A 19699-nucleotide genomic window follows, 5' to 3' on the forward strand; every position below is an offset into this window, starting at 1 on the left:
TCCAGGTTGCGTCTATGCATGGTTGTTTAATTGATCGCTGTTGAGCGTTGCCTATTTCCGCAAACGTTCGGCAATACGGGCTCGGTTGATCGCCATGGCTTCGTCGGAAGGCTCCCAGTCGCAGCACCATTCCGGCGGGATGTCGATCAGCAATTCATGGGTTGCCGTAAACTGGGGCGCGTAACCTCTGGCCTGCATTTCGGCCACGAGAGAGGCCTGACGCTTCGCCAGATAGCCAAGTCGCGTATAGAAAAACCGGACGTGGCCGGTTCCAAGTGTGTAGGCATGCGGATTTCTGCGATCTGTGGGCGTCTCGCCGCGCAGGATCGCGGCTTTCACAAGGGCGAAAATACGTGGCAGTTCCCGGTATTCCGCAACAAGATGCGGCCCGGTCAGCTCTGATGGGGGAATGCAGTTAATACGTGTCAACTCTCAAAATCCCGCTCGCCCTGAGATTGAATTTGAGAATCGAATAGGCGAAGTCTGCGGGATGCTCAAGCTAATTTAGCTAGTAATAAGATTAATCGGAACGACAATACACAATAAGATAAGCTCTTGAGAACAAATGGAAATGGCGGCAAAGCTGCCGCCATCGCCGTTCGGTTATAGGCTCGGTGACCGCTCAATGCGCGATCATGATATGGCGCACGGCGGTATAGTCCTCCAGCGCGTAGATCGACATGTCCTTGCCATAGCCGGATTGTTTCAATCCGCCATGCGGCATTTCATTGGTCAGCATGAAATGGGTGTTGATCCAGGTGCAGCCATATTGCAGGCGGGCTGCGGCCTGCATGCCCTTGCTGACATCTTTGGTCCAGACCGATGAGGCTAGCCCGTAATCGCTGTCATTTGCCCATCGTACGGCTTCATCGACATCGCTGAAGCGCGTGACCGATACAACCGGGCCAAAGACTTCGCGGCGCACGATTTCATCGTCCTGTGTCGCACCGGCAATAACCGTCGGCTCAAAGAAGAAACCGTTCGCACCGGCAGTTTTTCCGCCCGTCGTTATCTCGATATGCTTGTGCTCGCGGGCACGGGCGACAAAGCTCTCAACGCGATCACGCTGGCGGCGGGAGATAAGCGGCCCGATTTCGTTCTGGCTGTCGTCTTCCAGATTGTAGCGGATGCTGGAAACGGCGGACGACAAGTCCGCGACGAAACGGTCGTAGATGCGCGCATCGGCATAAATGCGGCAGGCGGCGGTGCAGTCCTGTCCAGCATTGTAATAGCCGAAAGTGCGAATACCGTTGACGACGGCTTCAATGTCCGCATCGTCGAAGACAAGGACAGGCGCCTTGCCGCCAAGCTCCAGGTGGGTGCGTTTCACGCTCTTGGCCGCTGCCTGCAAGACCTTCTTGCCTGTTGCAACATCGCCGGTGATCGACACCATGTCGATACGCGGATGATTGATCAACGCGTTGCCCACGGTTTCGCCGCGTCCCAGCACGATATTGACGACGCCCTCCGGCAGAATATCCGCCAGCAGTTTGGCCATTTTCAGCGCTGTCAGCGGCGTCTGTTCGGACGGTTTGAAAACCACCGTATTGCCGCCCGCAATGGCTGGCGCGAGTTTCCATGCCATCATCATCAGCGGATAGTTCCAAGGAGCGATGGAGCCGATAATGCCGACCGGATCGCGGCGGATCATCGATGTGTGGTTCGGAATATATTCGGCGGCAATCGGTCCATGAAGATTGCGCACTGCGCCTGCAAAGAAGCGATAGCAATCGACAATGGCCGGAATTTCATCATTGATGACGGCATTGATCGGTTTGCCGCAATTAAGCGCTTCCAGCGTGGCGAAGGCTTCTGCGTCCCGCTCGATCGCATCCGCAATCTTCAGAAGATAGTTGGAGCGCTCGCCGGGTGTGGTGCGCGACCAGGTTTTGAATGCCTTGTCGGCAGCGGCCACGGCGGCGTCGATCTGACCGAGCGAGGCTTCCGGCAGTTTGAGAACGGTTTCGCCGGTCTTGGGATTGAGGACGTTTTCCTCGACCTCCGTGCCAGCTTCAAAGCGTGAGCCAATCAGCATTTCGGTGTTCATGTCGTTCTCCCTTGTGTCATTTCCCGTGACCGGCGACCTGATCGCCATCGCGGGTGAGATAGTAGGCGGCGAGGATGGGCAGGAAGGTCACCAGAACCACCACCATGGCCACCACATTGGTGACGGGGCGCTGGCGTGGCCGGATCAGTTCCTGAAGCATCCAGATCGGCAGGGTCATCTGCTGGCCGCCGGTAAATGTAGTGACGATCACCTCGTCAAAAGACAGTGCGAATGCGAGCATGCCGCCTGCGAGCAGGGCTGTTCCGATATTTGGCAGGATCACATAGCGGAAGGTCTGGAACCCGTTTGCACCAAGGTCCATCGAGGCTTCGATCAGCGAACCCGACGTGCGCCGAAAACGGGCGACAGCATTGTTGTAGACGACCACCACGCAGAAGGTTGCGTGACCGAGCACGATGGTCCACATCGAAAACGGAATGTCGAACAGCGAGAAAGCCGAGCGCAGGGCGATGCCAGTGACAACGCCGGGCAGCGCGATGGGCAGGATGACCAGCAGCGAGATGCTTTCGCGTCCGAAGAAGTGGGTTCGGCTGACGGCAGCCGCACACAGCGTTCCCAGCACGAGCGCAATCACGGTCGCAATCGTGGCCACCTGCACGGAGAGTGCAAGCGACGACCACACATCGGCGCGGTTCCATGTGACGGCGAACCATTGCAGCGTGAAGCCCGGCGGCGGCCATTGATAGCTCTTTTCTTCCGTCGTGAAGGCATAGACGAAGATGAGCACGATCGGCAGATGCAGGAAGGCGAGGCCCAGTCCGGCAGCAAGTTTTAATCCGAAAGAAGCGCGGTTGTTGCGATCAGAGCGCATCGAAAGCCCCCTGTTTCTTGGCGAGCCAGAGATAGATGGCCATGATGACGATCGGCACGACGGAGAAGGCGGCGGCGAGCGGCACGTTGCCAGCTGTTCCCTGCTGGGTATAGACCGCTTGTCCGATGAACAGGCGCGACGAACCGATGATCTGCGGAATGATGTAATCGCCAAGCGTCAGCGAAAAGGTGAAGATCGACCCGGCGATGATGCCCGGCATGGCGAGCGGCATCAGCACGGTTCGGAAAGTTTGTGCAGGCGTTGCGCCGAGGTCGGACGAGGCTTCCACCAGATTGCCCGGCACACGCTCCAGCGCGGCCTGTGTCGGCAGGATCATATAGGGCAGCCAGATATAGACGAAGACGATGAAAGTGCCGAGATAGCTGACCGATAGAGAATTGCCGCCGATGATTGGCAGGGACAGAACGCCGTCGAGCAACCAGGACAAATGCAGTTTCGCGAAGATCCAGGTCAGGATTCCTTCCTTGGCGAGGATCAGTTTCCAGGCATAGACCTTGACCAGATAGCTCGACCAGAGCGGCAGCATGATGCCGAGATAGAACAGCGCCTTCCAGCGGCCGCGAGCATAGCGGGCGGCGTAATAGGCAATGGGGAAGGCGACGAAAGCAGATGCAATCGTCACAAGCGCCGCCATCAGCACCGTGCGGATGATGATGTCGAGATTGGCGGAGTTTAAGAGCTGCGCATAGGTCGCGAGCGTGAAATTATAATCGATCAGCCCGGAGAAATCGTCGACCGAGAAGAAGCTCTGCAAGAGCAGAGCGATCAGCGAGCCGATATAGATAATGCCCAACCACAAAAGCGGCGGCGTGAGCATGAGAAACAGGAGCAACCCCGGACGACGCCAGAACAGATCGGAGAGGCGACCAAGCATCCCGCCGCGCTGCGGCAGGATGGAGGTCGGATTAGCCCCGGAGTTTCCGAGTGTGGAAGCCTGCGCGCCGCTCATGCTGCCTGATCCATGTAATGAACGTCACCCGGATTCCAGACGATGCGGATATCCGATCCGGTCTCGGGAACGCTTGCGCCAGCGGGCAGCATGACATGCAGTCTGGCGCCTTCGGCTTCCACACCGAGACGTGTGGAGGAGCCGAGGAAGCTGGCGGTTTCGATCCGCGCAGCGACGCCGATCTTGTCGCCCTTGTCGGCAAGGCGAATGGATTCCGGCCGGAGGCTGGCCCAGCGCCGCTCACCGCCAAATGCGGCCATGATTTCGGGTGCGACGACATTGGACGAGCCGACGAAATCCGCAACGAAGCGGGTTTGCGGGCGATTATAGATTTCCTGCGGTGTTCCGGCCTGAACGATGCGGCCATTATTGAAGACCGCGATGCGGTCAGCCATGGAAAGCGCTTCGCCCTGATCGTGCGTCACGAAAACGAAGGTGATGCCCAGCGCCTTTTGCAGGCTCTTCAGCTCTTCCTGCATCTGCTCGCGCAGTTTAAGGTCGAGCGCTCCGAGCGGCTCGTCGAGCAGCAGCACTTTCGGCTTGTTGACGAGGGCGCGGGCCAGTGCAACGCGCTGCCGCTGCCCGCCGGAAAGCTGGCTTGGCTTGCGGGCGCCATAGCCGGGCAGTTTGACCAGTTCCAGCATTTCTTCGGCGGCGCGGTGGCGCTCGGCCTTTCCGGTGCCGCGCACCATCAGCCCATAGGCCACATTGTCCAGAATGCTGAGATGCGGAAACAGCGCATAATCCTGAAACACCGTGTTGACGTTGCGCCGATAGGGCGGAACGCCACCAGCGCTTTCGCCAAAAATCTCTATTCTGCCATCGGTCGGCTGTTCAAAACCCGCGATCAACCGCAGGCAGGTCGTCTTGCCGGAACCGGAGGGGCCGAGCATGGCAAAGAATTCGCCGGGCGCGATGGTCAGGTTGACGTGATCGACGGCCCGAACTTCGCCGAAGTGCCGACTCACATTTTCAAAACGAACTGCTGCGGTCATGGTTCTACCCATCATGGAGAGCGCCAGCATCTGTTTGGTGTGCGGGCGCGTCTGTCCGTTCCCTTCCTTCAGCTGAAGGAAGGGCAATCTTCGTGCTTACGATAGTCGAAGTCAGCGACCGCCAATGACGCCGATATAATCCGACACCCAGCGATGATAGGGCACGCATTCGCCCTGGCTTTCGCATTTGGCTGTCGGTGTGCGCCAGAAGCTAATCTTGGCAAAATTGTCGTAGCCGTTGGTGGCGCAGCCTTCGTCGGTCAGGAGCGCATTGCCCTTACAAGCTGCCGGAACGGATGGTACCGCGCCGAACCATGCCGCGGCATCACCTTGCACTTTCGGTTTTAGCGAATGCTCGAACCACTTATAGGCGCAATTGGGGTGCTCGCTATCCACATGCAGCATGGTGGTGTCGGCCCAGCCGGTCGCGCCTTCCTCCGGGAAGGTCGAGCCAACCTTGGCATTTTCCGACTTCAGGAGGTTGACCTGGAAGGGCCACGAGCCGGAAGCCACGACGCCTTCATTCTTGAAGTCATCGATCTGGATCATGGCGTCGTGCCAGTAACGGCTGACGAGCTTGCGCTGTCCACGCAGGAGATCGAGCGCCGCCTTGTACTGGTCTTCGTTGAGTTCGTAAGGATTTTTGATGCCGAGTTCCGGCTTGTGCTTCATGAGATAAAGCGCTGCGTCGGCGATATAGATTGGACCGTCATAGGCCTGCACACGGCCCTTGTTGGATTTGCCGTCTGGCAGGTTCTGCTCTTCGAACACAACGTTCCAGCTCTTCGGCGCTTCGCCCTTGAAGACGTCGGTATTGTACATCAGCACGTTCGGGCCCCAGAGATAGGGCACGCCGTAATGCACGTCCTTGACGGTGAACCACGGCGCATTTTGCAGCCGCTCGTCCACGGTTTTCCAGCTTGGAATGAGGTCGGTGTTGATGGGTTGCACGCGCTTGCCTGCAACAAGACGAAGCGAGGCATCGCCGGAAGCGGTGACGAGGTCGAAACCGCCTTCATTCATCAGCGCCACCATCTCGTCGGAGGTGGCGGCGGTCTTCACGCTGACCTTGCAGCCGGTTTCCTTTTCGAAATCCGTGACCCAGTCGTAATTCTTGTCGGTTTCGCCGCGTTCGATATAGCCCGCCCAGGCCACGATGCTCAGCGCGCCTTCACCTTCGCCAATCGCTTTCAGCGGTTCGGCGGCAATGGCCTGCGTGGCAAAGCTCGCGACGGCCATCAATGCGGTACAGGATTGCAGAAATTTTCTCATCGACCTCTCCCGTTTTATTCACATTCAGTGATTTTGTTCCCGGAGCGGATGGTGTGCTGAAACCCTGCCTTTCGCAAATTCATTTATCGGAAAGCTGGTATCGGTTTTTCCGATACCGGAGCCTAGCACGACAGTTGTAAATTCGTCAGGTCGAGGCGAAACGAGTGATTTTCGAGCACCGGAGCGGAGCGTACATAGAGGTACGTGAGCACCGGAGCACAGAAAATTGCTCGTTGCAGCCCGGCATCACGAAGAATGCAACTGTTGTGCTAACGTAGTCGGCCAGAGCGGGCAGCCTCGGCAATGCCGATAAAGTCCCGCGCGGATTGGGGCAGGCTGGACCCCTTGCGCCAGGCCATGCCGATCTGCACGACGGGCAGCGATCCTGAAACATCGCGGCTTTCGATCCGGTCACCCTCCAATGACCAAGGGCGATAGACGAGATCGGGGAGGAGAGCTATTCCCGCACCCGTGGCGACGAGGCTGCGCACGGCTTCCACTGAACGCGTGCGGAAAGCCACATGCGGGCGCGCACCGAGAGCGGCCAGAAGCTTACCGGTGTTTTCCTCGATTTCATCCACGGTCAGCATGATCAGCGGTTCTTTCGCGATATCGCTCACTGAAATGCTGTCGATGGAGACGAGTTCATGGCCGAGGGGTAACCACAGCCGATAGGGCGAGGTTTCGAGAATTTCCGCGTGCAGCGCCATGCGGTCGCGCAGGTTGGAAATCACCATCACCGCCACGTCCAGCTCGCCGCCGACCAGCAAATGTTCCAGATAGGAGCCATTGTCTTCGATGGCGCTGATTTCAACGCCGGGAAAGGCGCGGCGATAGCGGGCGAGCAGGTCGGACAGCACATAACCCGCCACCAGCGAGGTGACACCCAGATTGAGCTTGCCCTTCTCCTGAATGCGCTGGTCGGCGAAGGAGCGTCGGGCGTCCGATACGCCGGTCAGAATCTTTGTGGCATGGCGGAGAAACTGGTGGCCGTTATGCGTCACTGTCAGACCACGGGGATGGCGCTCGAAAAGCTCGACATTCAGGTCGGTTTCCAGTTCCTTGATCGCTTCCGTGACCGAAGATTGCGAAATCGACAGCTTTTGCGCCGCACGGGTGACAGACCCTTGCTCAGCAACTGCAACGAAATACTGTAACTGCCTTAATGTAAACGCCATTTAGGCAGTTAACCGTGGCCGGCAAAGGATTGCAAGAGCGGTGGATAGGAACTAAAAGCGGATGATCTGGCCAGCGTTGTATGCTAGTTTTGCAACACTGATAGATGAACAGCTAAAATAAAAATAATTCACTTTCTTATTTTCACCAGTTTGAGTAGTGGCCTGCGCCAATAGCGGTCTTCTTCACCCGCAGTGAACGGTTCGACGACAGATTATGCCTCATTGCAGGCAAGCGTGCCGCCTAACGCGTATAATTGCCCGTTGATGCTCGACCTTTGGTCAGTGAGTGTTGAAAATGAACTATGAAAATCGTGGCGCTGGACACGGCGAGGCCGCAGCGACAACAAGCGATAATGGTCTGCCCATCGATGATGCGCAGGCACAAGGGGCGCAGGGCGGGACGAATCGTCTTTCCGCTCACGGGCAGATTCTGACTGGTGCCGATTTCGCCGAGCCTGGAAAACCGGGCGAGCGGCTGGACCTGTTTTTTGAGCAACTGGCCGACAGGTTTTCGGATTCTGTCGCTGTTGTCTCAGACGGGCGTAACTGGACCTATCGGGAACTCGACAACCGCGCCAATCAGTTTGCGCGGCTGCTGATCGAACGCGGCGTTCGTCCGGGCGACCGCATCGGCCTGCTGCTCGACCGCTCCGCCGATACCTATATTGCGCTGCTCGCTGTCATGAAGGCGGGCGCGGCCTATGTGCCGCTGGCAACCGCTTTTCCGGAAGATCGCATGGCCCTCATCATCGAGGATGCCAATGTCCGGCTCGTCATTTCGCTGGAGGCCTATACGGCCCGCGTCGAACAGATGCCTGTGCCGCATGTGCTGATCGATGGCGCGGGCGCGGAAATTTCCAGGCAATCGGTCGCACCGCTGGACAAGGACGCCAGAGCCGCCAACCCTGACCAGATCTGCTATATTCTCTATACGTCAGGAACGACCGGCAGGCCGAAAGGCGTCGCGATCCTGCATCAGAGCTTCTGCAATTTCCTGCGTGTTGCGGCGATGTCCTACGGCTACAAGCCGGGGGACCGTGTTTATCACGGTATGACCATCGCCTTCGACTTCTCGGCGGAAGAATATTGGGTGCCGTTTACAGCAGGCGCTACCGTCGTGCCTGCGCCGGGGCCGATGACGCTGGTGGGTGAAGAACTCGCCGATTTCCTGCGGACGAATGACATCAACTGCATGGCGTGCAGCCCTACGCTGCTGTCTTCCATTGAAACGGATGTGCCGAAGCTGCGCCTCCTGATGGTGGGTGGCGAGGCCTGCCCGCTCAATCTGGTAACGCGCTGGACAAAGCCGGGTCGACTGCTCCTCAACACCTATGGTCCGACGGAAGCGACCGTGACTGCGACGATGGGTGTTCTGACGCCTGACAAACCGGTGACCATTGGTGCGCCGCTGCCGACCTATTCGATTGTCATCATCGAGCCGACGGAATCGAAGCTGACCGACCCGGATGAGCTGGGCGAAATTGGTATCGCCGGTATCGGCCTTGCTGTCGGTTATCTCAATCGGCAGGATCTGACCGACCAGAAGTTCATTCCCGACTTTATCGGCCTGCCCAACAACCCGTCCGCGCGTATCTACCGCACGGGCGATCTGGGTCGCATCAATGCTGCGGGCGAGATCGAGTATCACGGGCGTATCGACACGCAGGTGAAGATTCGCGGCTATCGCATCGAGCTTGGCGAGATCGAAGCCGTTCTGCTCGATCAGCCGGGTGTTGCACAGGCCGCCGTCACCACCTGGGAAATCGAGCCGGGCCGGGTGGAACTGGTTGCCTATTATGCGCCGAAATCGGGCGTGCCGCCGTTGCAGCGCGCCGATATTGCGCGCGAGCTGAAGCGCCGTCTGCCATCCTACATGGTTCCGGCCTATCTCGAAGAGCTGGCCGCCATTCCGATGACGGTCTCCAACAAGGCCGATCTGAAGCGCCTGCCGAAGCCGACCAATGTTCGTCTGTCAGCGGAACGGGAAATCGTGCCGCCGAGCAATGACGATCAACGCTTCATGGCGGATGCGTTGGCGGAAGTGCTCAATCTGGACGAAGTTTCGGTCGAGGATCATTTCTTCGACGATCTGGGCGCGAATTCCCTGCTCATGGCGCGTTTCTGCGCCCGTGTGCGCACGGCGCAGGGCTGGGAAACGGCATCGATGCGGGATATCTACCTGCATCCGACAATCGCAAGTCTGGCGACGCATTTGCATGCGCCGCAGCAGAAAACGGCGGCTATGGTCGAGCGTCAACTTACCCATAAGGCATCCAATTTCGCTTACTGGGCGTGCGGCGTTGCACAGCTCGCCTTCTATGCAGTCTATGCTTATATCGCGCTGGTTTTCTTCGATGGTGGTCTAGACTGGGTCTACGACGCGCTCGACAATCCGCTTCAGCTTTACTTCCGCTGCGTTGTGCTGGCGGCGGCAAGCTTCTTCGCGACGACCGGTTTTGCCATCGTTGCAAAATGGGTGCTGATCGGCCGCTGGAAGACGGAGAGCTTCCCGATCTGGGGCTTGCGTTACTATCGCTTCTGGGTGGTCAAGACGCTGATCCGCACCGCGCCGGTTGTCCTGTTCCGCGGCAATCCGCTCTATAGCCTCTATCTGCGGCTTCTAGGCGCAAAACTCGGACGCAACACGGCCATTGAATGCCGGGCAATTCCGGTCTGCACGGACCTGATTTCCATCGGCGAGAATTCCATTCTGCGCCGGGAATCCAATATTCTCGGGTTCAAGGCCGAAAGCGGTTATATCCACACGGGCAGCATCACCATTGGCGATGGCGCTTTTGTGGGCGTCGGTTCGACCATCGATATCGACACCCGGATCGGTAATGGAGCGCAGCTCGGCCACGCGTCGTCGTTGCAGCGCGGTCAAAGCATCCCGGATGGCGAACATTGGCATGGCTCGCCTGCCGCGCCGACCACGGCGGACTATTGCAAGGTGCGCAGCATCACGCTTTCCAAAACCCGCCGCATCATCTTCGAGATCGTGCAGCTGGTCGGGCTGTTCATGCTGGTCACGCCGTTCCCGTTTCTGTTCCACAGCTACTGGCAGAATGTCAGCGACGACTATCAGGAAACCATCGGCATCGTGGCAATCGGCACGACTGTTACATTGTTCGGCGCGTTGGCAGCCGCGTTTATCGCCGCGGTTGCAGTTCCGCGATTGGCCAGCCTGTTCCTGAAGCCAAACCGCACCTATACGCTTTACGGCTTCCATTACTGGCTTCAGTCGATGGTGGAGCTGGCCAGCAATTCGCGCCTTCTCAATCTGCTGTTCGGCGATAGCTCGGCGGTGGTGCACTATATGCGGGCTATCGGCTGGAACCTGAACAAGGTTGTACAGACCGGGTCCAATTTCGGCACCAACCAGCAGCATGAAAACCCGCTTCTGTGCGAAATCGGCAGCCAGACCATGGTGTCGGATGGTCTGTTCATGATCAACACGCATAAATCGGCGGCTACGTTCCGGCTGGAACACACGAAGGTCGGTGAGCGGAACTATTTCGGCAATAATATCTTCTATCCGTCCGATGGACGAACCGGGGAAAACTGCCTGCTGGGCACCAAGGTTATGGTTCCGATCGAGGGGCCAGTGCGTGAGAATGTGGGGCTTCTGGGTTCGCCTTGCTTTGAAATCCCGCGCATGGTCAATCGCGATAAGGAACTGATTGCCAATATCGACGAAGATGATCGCCTGCGTCGTTTGCGTCGCAAGAACTTCCACAATTTCCGCACCGGACTGATGTTCCTTGCGGAACAATGGCTGATGCTGTTTGCCACGCTGGCAATCTGGGACCGCGCGCTGAACTACTACGACGACTGGAAATATAACGCGCTGTTCGTGGCCGTGGTTCTGACGGCAGGCATTGCGATACCGTTCTATATATTCATCGAACGGCTTTCGCTGGGCTTCGGTAAGCTTAAGCCGCGCATGACGACGATCTATGATGAGGCCTTCTGGCGACATGAGCGCCATTGGAAACTGTCGGATTCGCCGATTACGCAGCTCTTCGCCGGGACACCGTTCCGTCCGATGATCCTGCGTTGCCTTGGCGTGAAGGTCGGTCGCCGCGTCTATGATGGCGGCGCCAATCTGACCGAGCGTTCGCTGGTCGAAATCGGCGACGATGCGACCTTGAATGAAGGTTGCGTAATCCAGCCGCATTCGCTGGAAGAAGGCGCTTTCAAGTCCGACTTCATCCGTATCGGCAATGGCTGCACACTCGGACCATCGGCATTCGTGCATTATGGCGTGGTGATGGGCGACGGCTCCATCGTTGATGTCGATTCCTTCGTCATGAAGGGCGAGGTGCTTGAGCCTTATTCTGTCTGGCGTGGCAATCCGGCCAAGCTCAACCGTTTTGTCGTCCCGGTGACGCAAGATGGAACAGTACTGGCCAATGTCAAGCAGGCAGCGGGTTCTGCTGCTCTTCGTCCGGTGGGGGCCTCCGCTTGACCGATCCGACTTCCAGCACCAGTGATATCCGGCTGCAATCCGTAACGGATGACTTGCGGTCACGGATTGCAGCGCTGGAGCTGGCACCGGGACAGGAAAACCTTGTCGCGGATAATGCCAGCTCGCTGGAAGAGGCAGATGAAGATGAGGATGCCCGGCCACGCGCTGTTTTTGCAGGCGGCGCGTTGGTCGGCTTCCTCATGTATGATGCGACGAGCGATGACGACAATGCGCAGATTTATCGCTTCATGATTGACCGCGCTTTTCAGGGGCGCGGTTACGGAAAGGCTGCATTGCAGCTGGTCCTGGCCGAGATAAAGGCGCTCGATCACATTCGCCGCGTTTCCATCTGCTACGAGCCGGAAAACGAAGGCGCGCGCCAGCTTTATGCCAAGGCGGGCTTTGTTGAAGACGGTCTCGACGAAGACGGTGAGATGATCGCCCATCTTGATCTTCGCGGGTGAGAATACCGATATGGCAGAACCTCAGTCCGGCTTTTCCGAAACGTCGCTTTTGGAAAAGGCGCTGAACGAAGCCATGCGCGCAATCGCGCCCAAGGGCATTTCAACCGCTTGCCGGGTCATTCAGGACGGGGATGAAACCCGCTTACTGGGTGATGAGACTGCTACGCTTCCGGCACGAAATCCGGTTCGTCGTCGCGCCAGCGGCGCGGCACGCCTTGCAGCGCGGGAATTGCTCAAAGAGCACGGCAGGGGCGACTTTGCGATTTTGCGCGGCGCTTCGGGCGAGCCAATCTGGCCATCGGGCATTGTCGGCTCCCTCGCTCATGATGACGATATGGCTGTTGCTGCTGTGGCAAGCAGCGCCGTTTTTCTCTCAGTCGGGATTGATGTGGAACCGGCTATTGCGCTGCCGGAGGATATTGCCGCGTTGGTGAAACAGCCGGGCGACCGGTTACCAGAGGGCACGGGCGATACAGATCGTATTCTGTTTTGCGCCAAGGAGGCGGTCTATAAGGTCGTCTATCCGCTGGACCGCATGATATTGAACTATGACGATATCATCGTCGATCTTCAGCACGGCCATGCGCGCACCACGACGGGCAGAAATGTCCGGGTCGTTTTTTGCTGCGCGCCGAAAATTGTGGCGCTGGCCTATCTCTAAAAAGCATCGAAGGCCGGAACCTGGCGGGCTTCCGGCCTTCGACATGTGTGGAGACGTATCAGGAATGAGCTGATACGAACTCCGACATTCTGACGATCAGGAAGGTGCCGACAGTGGCGCCAGCGTCTTGAAGACCAATGGTCTTTTCCTGGAAGGCTGCAGCCTTGCCATGCTGGGCAACCAGAGACTTGGTTGCTTCCAGCGCGTCTTCGGCAGCCTTGGCTGTAGCAGCCAGTGCGTCGGGCAGGGAAGCACCCGCAGCAGCCTGAGCTTCAAGCGTGACAGCAATCGGGTCGAGGACGTCAAGCAGGGTCTTGTCGCCAACCTTGGCCTTGCCACGTTCTGCAACACCGTCGCGATAGGCGCGCCAGAAGGCCGCCATTTCGGCAGTGCCAATCGCGTCAACGCCTTCGCAGGCCTTGCTTGCACGCAGGAAACCCGTTGCCGTCAGCGTGCCCATGGTGGACGGAGCGACGCGGGCCATAGTGGCGCCGGCCAGACGCAGCAGCTTGGCAATACCAGCAGCTTCGCCTTCTTCGGCGGTTGCTTCAGCAGCGGCTGCGAAAGCCTTGCTCATGGTGATGCCCAGATCGCTATCGCCAACCTTGCCGTCGAGCGAGATCAGGAATTCGCGCTGTTCTGCGAAGAGCTGTTTCCAGCTGTCGAACAGATTGATGAGATCGGAAGCCTTGATGGTGTTCATGGCGTCACCTCAACCGGCAATATGCTTGAAGAACGGCGTGTTCGCCGAAGCAGCGATAAGCGGCTCCAGTTCGTCGTCGAGATGCAGCACGGAGATCGAAGCACCGGCCATTTCCATGGCGGTGGCGAATTCGCCGATCCAGATATGCTTTACCTTGACGCCACGCTCGTCGAAGAGCTGCGCCACGCGGCGGAACATGATATAAAGTTCTTCCAGCGGCGTGCCGCCGAGACCATTCAGCAGAATGGCAACTTCATCGCCCTTGGCATAATCCTGTTCGGCGAAGATGCGGCCCAGAAGCTGATCGACAACGGAGTCTGCCGGAGCAAGCTTGGTGCGGCTGATGCCCGGCTCGCCATGGATGCCCATGCCGATTTCCATTTCATCGTCGCCGATGGAGAAGGTTGCATGGCCGATTTCCGGCACAACGCAGCTCGACAGGGCAACGCCCATCGTGCGGGTGCGCAGGCGAGCCTTGTCGGCGAGACGGGTCACTTCGTCGAGCGACAGGCCGTTGGCTGCTGCTGCACCGGCTGCCTTGTAGATGAAGAAAATGCCTGCAACGCCGCGGCGCTTGTGTTCTTCACCAACAACCGACGAGGCGACGTCGTCATTGCCGACAACCTGCTTGACGGTGATGCCGTCGAGATCGGCCAGTTCGGCAGCCATGTCGAAATTGATGATGTCGCCCGTGTAGTTGCCATAGATGTAGAGCACGCCTGCGCCCTGATCGATAGCCTTGGTGACCTGATACATTTGTTCAGCACTTGGCGACTGGAACACACCGCCGACGGCTGCGCCGTCGATCATGTTCTCGCCGATATAGCCGAGGAATGTCGGCAGGTGGCCCGAGCCGCCGCCGGTTGCGATGCCGACCTTGCCAGCCTTCGGCTTGGCAGTGACCATGCAGCGCTTGTCGTCGTTGACAAAGGTCAGTTCGGGATGGGCCCGATAGATGCCTTCCAGCATCTCATCAACGAAATTGACTGGATCGTTCAGGAACTTCTTCATGATTTCCTCTTGAGATTATCGGGTTATTTCTTGCGTTGCTGGGTGACGAAGAAGGCGGCGGCCAGAAGAATGAAGCAGCCGACGACGAGACGCTGCCACGTGCTGGGAATACCGACCAGGACCAGAACGCTGTTGATGACGGTGATGAGCAGAACACCCAGAATGGTACCGAAAACGCTGCCCGTGCCGCCGGTAATACGTGCGCCGCCCAGAACCACAGCAGCAATGACGCTGATTTCGGTTCCGACAAAGTCGAATGGGCTCGACTGACGGTTGGCGCAAACATGGATGATGCCTGCAAGACCGGCGAGACCACCGGCATATCCGAACAGGAACAGATGAATGGTGCGCAGATTATAACCAAGGCGGCTTGCGATCTGGCTGTTGCCACCCATGGCGAAAATGGCGCGGCCCATCAATGTGCGGTTCAATATCCACCAGGTCAGGATCGCTGCGGCTGGCAGGATCAGGAAGTAGAACGGCATGGTGATGGTTGCGCCGTTGGCGGATTCGAACTGGAACAGGGGCAGGCGGCCAAAAGCGCCCATCGTTGGCGGCAGCGACATGATCCAGACCGTGCCGACAAAAGCCAGCAGGAAGCCACGGAACAGATATTGCGTGCCGATGGTGACGATCAGCGACGGAACTTTCAGACTATGCACCAGAACGCCGTTGATCAGGCCGAGAAAGACACCGCCGGCAATCGCCATCAGGATGACGAAGACGATGGGAAGCGTCGGCATATAGGCCTGCACCAGCAAGGTCAGCGAATAGACCGTACAGGCGGCAATGGCCGTAAACGATACGTCGATGCCGCCAGCGGCGAGAATGATGAAGACGCCAAGCGCGAAAAGGCCCATCACGACACTGGCGCGACCGATATCGATCAGTGTCGAAGCCTGCAGGAATGCAGGATTGATGATCGACACGATCACACAGATCGCGACCAGAAGAAAGAAGGTGATGGATTCAGGGCGCCTGCGAATGAAGTCACCCAGCTTGAAGGATCGGGTCTGGCCCAGTTCCTGCTGATATTGCGACGCGCTCATTGCGGTAGTTCCTCTGGGAATTTTTCTTTTTGGGACGACATCATGGCTTGGTAGAGCTGGTCTTCCGTCGCCTCGGCGGCGTCAAATTCCTTGACGATGCTTCCCGCATTCATGACGAGAATGCGGTCGGCGTTTTGCAGCAGTTCCGGCAGGTCATCGCTGACGATAATGAGGCCCATGCCCGCTTCGGCCAGTGTCTGGATGGCACGGTAGATCGTATCCTTCGATCCGACATCGACGCCCACAGTCGGGCCGTGCAGCACGAGGAGCTTCGGACCGATGCTGAGCCAGCGACCGATGAGAACGCGCTGCTGATTGCCGCCCGAAAGGGCGCCGACCGGCAGATCCAGGTTCTTGGTGTTGAGGCGCATCTGCTCCATCAGCGAGGCGGCGATTTCGCGGCCCTTCTTCTGGTTGATGACGCCGAGGCTGTTGCTGAGGCGGGTCAGGATCAGCGCAACTTCGTTTTCGAAAATCGATTTGTCGAGGAACAGTCCCTCTGCGAGACGATCTTCCGGCACGTAACCAATACCGAGTTCAATGGCTTCGGCAGGGCTCTTGACGTTGATCTTGCGGCCTTCGAGCGTGATCGCGCCATTGGATGCCGGATCAACGCCAGTGATCGCCATCGCCAGCTCGTTGCGGCCTGAATCGGCCAGACCTGTAATGCCGAGCACTTCACCCTTGCGGAGTGACAGGTTGATATTCTTGAAGTCCGGCGACGACAGGCCGTCCAGCTTCAGTAGTTCCGCATCGCCCGGCGTACCGGTGCGATAGCGCTCGGCGTCGATTTCGCGGCCGATCATCAGCTCGGAAAGCTGCTTCTTGGTGTAGTTTTCAATCGGCCCCTGCGCCACGCATTGGCCATCGCGGAAGACGACGGCGTTGCCGCCGATGCGGTAGCATTCATCGAGCTTGTGGGTCACGAAGAGGACGGCGACATTGTCTGCACGCAGGCGATTGACGACTTCGATGAGGTTATCGACTTCGCGGCGCGTCAGCGACGTGGTCGGCTCATCCATGATGACAAGCTTGGCGCTCGTCGCGATCGCACGGGAAATGGCGACCAGCTGGCGCATGGCAAGCGGCAGTTCGGAAACGATGGTGTTCAGGAATGCGCGGTCCGTCGGCAGACCGACAGTGCTCAGCGCACGTTCCGCCGTCTGACGCAGCTTGGTGCGGTCGAAGCGGCGCAACAGCTTGCCATTGCCTTCGACGAGCTGCTGATTAAGCGCGACGTTTTCGGCAACCGTGAGGTTGGGGATCAGCGAAAGGTCCTGATAGACAGTCTCGATGCCCGCAGCCAGCGACTGGATCGGATCGAGTTCTTTATAGGTCTTGCCATTGAGAACAATTTCACCCTCGCTCGGACCATGCGCGCCGGACATGATCTTGATGACGGTGCTCTTGCCGCATCCATTCTCGCCGAGAAGGTGATAGGCCTCTCCGAGATTGAGCGTGAGGTCGATGCCGCGCAATGCATGCACGCCGCCGAACCGCTTGTGGATGTTGCGCAATTCGAGAAAACGCTCCGGTGTCCGGCCGTTTTCCGTCTTATTGTTCATCGTAGTTGACACGTTAATTCCTCTGCCACAACGCATCATCGCGCTTGCGCGCAACGGTTCCGCTGTCGGCTGGTTGGCGGCATTAAAGCACTAAAATCAACCGGGGTTGGTTGCCCGGATGCTTTCCATTCGCGGAAAGCATCCAGGCTTTGACGCTATATGGCGGGGGTGAACGGAATCCACACCACTAGCAGTCGGATCTTCTAAGGCTTCTTAGAACAGGTGTTCCTTGTAGGAATCCTTGTCGGCAATAACCATGCCGTTGCCGATGACGAGGAGGCCTTCGCCTGCACCCTTCTTCACCGAAACCTTGTTGTAGCCTTCAACGCCGAGGTCGATACCGTCCTTGACTTCCTTCTTTTCCAGAAGAAGCTTGGCAACAGCATTCATCGCCATGCCAGCCTTCTGCGGATCCCAGAAGCCGATAGCCGTGATGGCGCCGGATTCCAGAAGGTCAGCCGAAGGGTTCGGAAGGCCGGTGCCGACGAGGCAGACCTTGCCGCTCAGACCGGCTTCATCGATCGCGCGGCCAATGCCGAGAACGTCGTTGCCAGCCGAGCTCTGGAAGCCCTTCAGGTCAGGATGCTTACGCAGGATTTCCTTGGCCTTTTCGTAGGTGCCGTTGGCATCGTCGAAGGATTCGTTGTTCGGATCGACAAGCTGCATGTCCGGATACTGCTTGGCGTTTTCTTCAGCCGAGCCAACCCACTGCATATGCGTACGGCTGCCGAGCGAGCCGACGAAGGTCGTCCACTTGCCGCTCTTGCCCATGCACTGTGCCAGGCGTTCGTTCAGGGCTTTGCCGTAGTCGGCGTTGTCGAAAGCTTCGACGTCGGCCATGGTGTTGATCTGGTTGTCGGCTTCGTGGGTCACGACAACGATGCCGCGTTCGATGGCGCGCTTGAACGTGCCTTCGAGAACAGCCGGATCCATCGGAACGACGGCAAGCGCGTTGACGCCCTTGGCGACCAGATCCTGAACGATCTGAAGCTGCTGTGCTGCGTCGGCAGTTGCCGGGCCGCTCTGGGTTGCAACCACATCCGGGTTGGCCTTCTGGTAGGCTTCAACGCCGGTGTTCATGCGGTCGAACCACGGAATACCGCTGATCTTGACAACGGTTGCGATGACCGGCTTGTCCTGCGCGGCCAGCGTGCCTGCGCCGCCTGCAAGTGCAGTGGCAGCAATGAGCGTTCCAGCGAGCAGCTTCTTCGTCTTAGCTTTCATGACTTCCTCCTCAGTAAGAGTCCCTCAGTATTACGGTTTGGTGCTTGAGGGTTGAGCACCAATTGGTGCCTTGGTGCGATTGCCCAAGTTAAAGAAACTGGCGACGTCGTATCGTCCGACAGCGAGGAATGCGAGCAGCAGCAGGCCCCAGGCGAAGTCGCGGACAAAGTTGGACAGTCCACCGAAATTCAGCAGGCTCGACATGAGCTGCAAGGCGATGGCACTCAGCACCACGCAGATGATGCGACCGTAACCACCTTCAGGCTTCACACCCGCCATAACGACGATGAGAATGGCGACCAGCAGATAGGAGCTGCCATAATCATATTTCACGTTGACGTTGCGTGCGGCGATGATCACGCCTGCAATGCCAGCCAAAAGGCCACTGGTTGCGTAGGTTGCGATCAGAACGCGGGCGCGGGGGAACCCGGCGAAGACAGCCGCCTTCGGATTGGTGCCCATCAGCATCAGCCATGCGCCGAAAGGCGTGAAGCGAACCACAGCGCCGATCAGAATGGCGACCGCCAGGAAAATCAGGAAGCTGATCGGCACAGCGAGGAACATGTCATTGCCGATGCGCGACAGAAGGTCGGGGCTGCCGACCATGACGGCGCGGCCTTCCGAAACCACGACAGCAAGACCCATGAAGGCCATCTGCGTGCCAAGCGTGCAGAGAATGGGCGTTATGTTGAAACGCGCAATCAGGATGCCGTTGATGATGCCGCCTGCAAGGCCGATGATCAGCGCAAGCACGATGAATGCGACGCTGAAGGCGAGCGGGTTCACGGAGGCGGACACGAAGGACGAAGCGATAACCGCTGCTACCACGCCTGCCAGATTGGCAAGCGCGATGCCCGACAGGTCGATGCCGCCGTTGCCGGCGCACATGGCCAGCATTACGCCGATGGCAAGAAGGCCGATTTCAGGAACCTGGCCAGCCATGGACTGCAAGTTGAACAGGGAGAGAAAAGACCCGCCGGAGATGTACGCGCCAAGAGCGAGCAATCCCACATTAATGACAACAAGCATGGCAAGCGGGTTGCTTGTCCTCTGCATGGTCTCCTCCTACAGCGTTTACTAAACAAAAATTTATTTCACTAAACCTATTGCCTTGCTAACGGCGATGTCAAGCGGAGCCTGCCTAATTTTTGGTTGATTTGCGCAGGTTTTCAGCTTAATCGTTTTAAAACACGGCAGTTGTGTTTACTAAACAAATAGTGTTTTATCGCCGTGCTTTCTGAGTGGCGTGATGCAGATTTC

At 58.1% G+C, this 19699-nt stretch carries 16 protein-coding genes; 3 read left to right on the plus strand and 13 right to left on the minus strand.

Annotation, left to right across the window (positions count from 1 at the left end; all coding sequences use genetic code 11):
- Positions 1 to 51: 51 nt before the first annotated feature.
- The 7 genes from FGI60_RS01570 to FGI60_RS01600 form a co-directional block, all read right to left on the minus strand.
- Positions 52 to 429 (minus strand): pyrimidine dimer DNA glycosylase/endonuclease V, encoded by a 378-nt coding sequence (locus FGI60_RS01570; RefSeq protein WP_138783628.1) that lies wholly within the window; start codon positions 427 to 429, stop codon positions 52 to 54.
- 193 nt (positions 430 to 622) lie between these two features.
- Positions 623 to 2047 (minus strand): gamma-aminobutyraldehyde dehydrogenase, encoded by a 1425-nt coding sequence (locus FGI60_RS01575; protein WP_138783629.1) that lies wholly within the window; start codon positions 2045 to 2047, stop codon positions 623 to 625.
- A 16-nt stretch (positions 2048 to 2063) separates the two neighbouring features.
- A complete protein-coding gene (locus tag FGI60_RS01580) occupies positions 2064 to 2879 on the minus strand; it encodes an ABC transporter permease (protein ID WP_138783630.1) in 816 nt (271 codons plus the stop codon).
- Entirely contained in the window at positions 2869 to 3849 is a 981-nt protein-coding gene (locus FGI60_RS01585) for an ABC transporter permease (RefSeq protein ID WP_138783631.1), read from the minus strand. Before FGI60_RS01585 ends, FGI60_RS01580 begins: the two co-directional genes overlap by 11 nt.
- Positions 3846 to 4844: an ABC transporter ATP-binding protein gene (locus FGI60_RS01590; RefSeq protein WP_138783632.1), complete on the minus strand. Its 999-nt coding sequence runs from the start codon at positions 4842 to 4844 to the stop codon at positions 3846 to 3848. The genes FGI60_RS01585 and FGI60_RS01590 overlap by 4 nt, the downstream gene beginning before the upstream one ends.
- Positions 4845 to 4955: 111 nt before the next feature.
- Positions 4956 to 6116 carry an ABC transporter substrate-binding protein gene (locus FGI60_RS01595; RefSeq protein ID WP_078339173.1) on the minus strand — a complete coding sequence of 387 codons (1161 nt, stop codon included), beginning with the start codon at positions 6114 to 6116 and terminating at the stop codon, positions 4956 to 4958.
- A gap of 269 nt (positions 6117 to 6385) precedes the next feature.
- Positions 6386 to 7294, minus strand: a complete 909-nt coding sequence (locus tag FGI60_RS01600; RefSeq protein WP_138783633.1) for a LysR family transcriptional regulator — start codon at positions 7292 to 7294, stop codon at positions 6386 to 6388.
- Positions 7295 to 7589: 295 nt separating this feature from the next.
- Here FGI60_RS01600 and FGI60_RS01605 point away from each other — a divergent pair, with 295 nt between their 5' ends.
- The 3 genes from FGI60_RS01605 to FGI60_RS01615 are packed head-to-tail and all read left to right on the plus strand — an operon-like array spanning position 7590 to position 12887.
- Entirely contained in the window at positions 7590 to 11762 is a 4173-nt protein-coding gene (locus FGI60_RS01605) for a Pls/PosA family non-ribosomal peptide synthetase (RefSeq protein WP_138783634.1), read from the plus strand.
- Positions 11759 to 12226: a GNAT family N-acetyltransferase gene (locus tag FGI60_RS01610; protein WP_138783635.1), complete on the plus strand. Its 468-nt coding sequence runs from the start codon at positions 11759 to 11761 to the stop codon at positions 12224 to 12226. The genes FGI60_RS01605 and FGI60_RS01610 overlap by 4 nt, the downstream gene beginning before the upstream one ends.
- A 10-nt stretch (positions 12227 to 12236) precedes the next feature.
- On the plus strand, positions 12237 to 12887 hold the full coding sequence (locus FGI60_RS01615) for a 4'-phosphopantetheinyl transferase family protein (protein WP_138783636.1): 651 nt from the start codon (positions 12237 to 12239) through the stop codon (positions 12885 to 12887).
- Positions 12888 to 12945: 58 nt separating this feature from the next.
- Here FGI60_RS01615 and FGI60_RS01620 read toward each other — a convergent pair whose 3' ends face one another.
- From FGI60_RS01620 to FGI60_RS01645, 6 genes are all read right to left on the minus strand, one after another.
- Positions 12946 to 13590: a dihydroxyacetone kinase family protein gene (locus tag FGI60_RS01620; RefSeq protein WP_138783637.1), complete on the minus strand. Its 645-nt coding sequence runs from the start codon at positions 13588 to 13590 to the stop codon at positions 12946 to 12948.
- Between the two features lie 9 nt (positions 13591 to 13599).
- Positions 13600 to 14601: a dihydroxyacetone kinase subunit DhaK gene (locus FGI60_RS01625; protein ID WP_078339167.1), complete on the minus strand. Its 1002-nt coding sequence runs from the start codon at positions 14599 to 14601 to the stop codon at positions 13600 to 13602.
- 23 nt (positions 14602 to 14624) lie between these two features.
- Positions 14625 to 15650, minus strand: a complete 1026-nt coding sequence (locus FGI60_RS01630; RefSeq protein ID WP_138783638.1) for an ABC transporter permease — start codon at positions 15648 to 15650, stop codon at positions 14625 to 14627.
- Positions 15647 to 17215: a sugar ABC transporter ATP-binding protein gene (locus FGI60_RS01635; protein ID WP_138783639.1), complete on the minus strand. Its 1569-nt coding sequence runs from the start codon at positions 17213 to 17215 to the stop codon at positions 15647 to 15649. Before FGI60_RS01635 ends, FGI60_RS01630 begins: the two co-directional genes overlap by 4 nt.
- Positions 17216 to 17428: 213 nt before the next feature.
- Positions 17429 to 18439, minus strand: a complete 1011-nt coding sequence (locus tag FGI60_RS01640) for a substrate-binding domain-containing protein (protein ID WP_078339163.1) — start codon at positions 18437 to 18439, stop codon at positions 17429 to 17431.
- 30 nt (positions 18440 to 18469) lie between these two features.
- Positions 18470 to 19495, minus strand: a complete 1026-nt coding sequence (locus FGI60_RS01645; RefSeq protein ID WP_138783640.1) for an ABC transporter permease — start codon at positions 19493 to 19495, stop codon at positions 18470 to 18472.
- Positions 19496 to 19699: the final 204 nt, after the last annotated feature.

It is taken from the genome of Brucella haematophila (assembly GCF_005938105.1).
Taxonomy (GTDB): domain Bacteria; phylum Pseudomonadota; class Alphaproteobacteria; order Rhizobiales; family Rhizobiaceae; genus Brucella; species Brucella haematophila.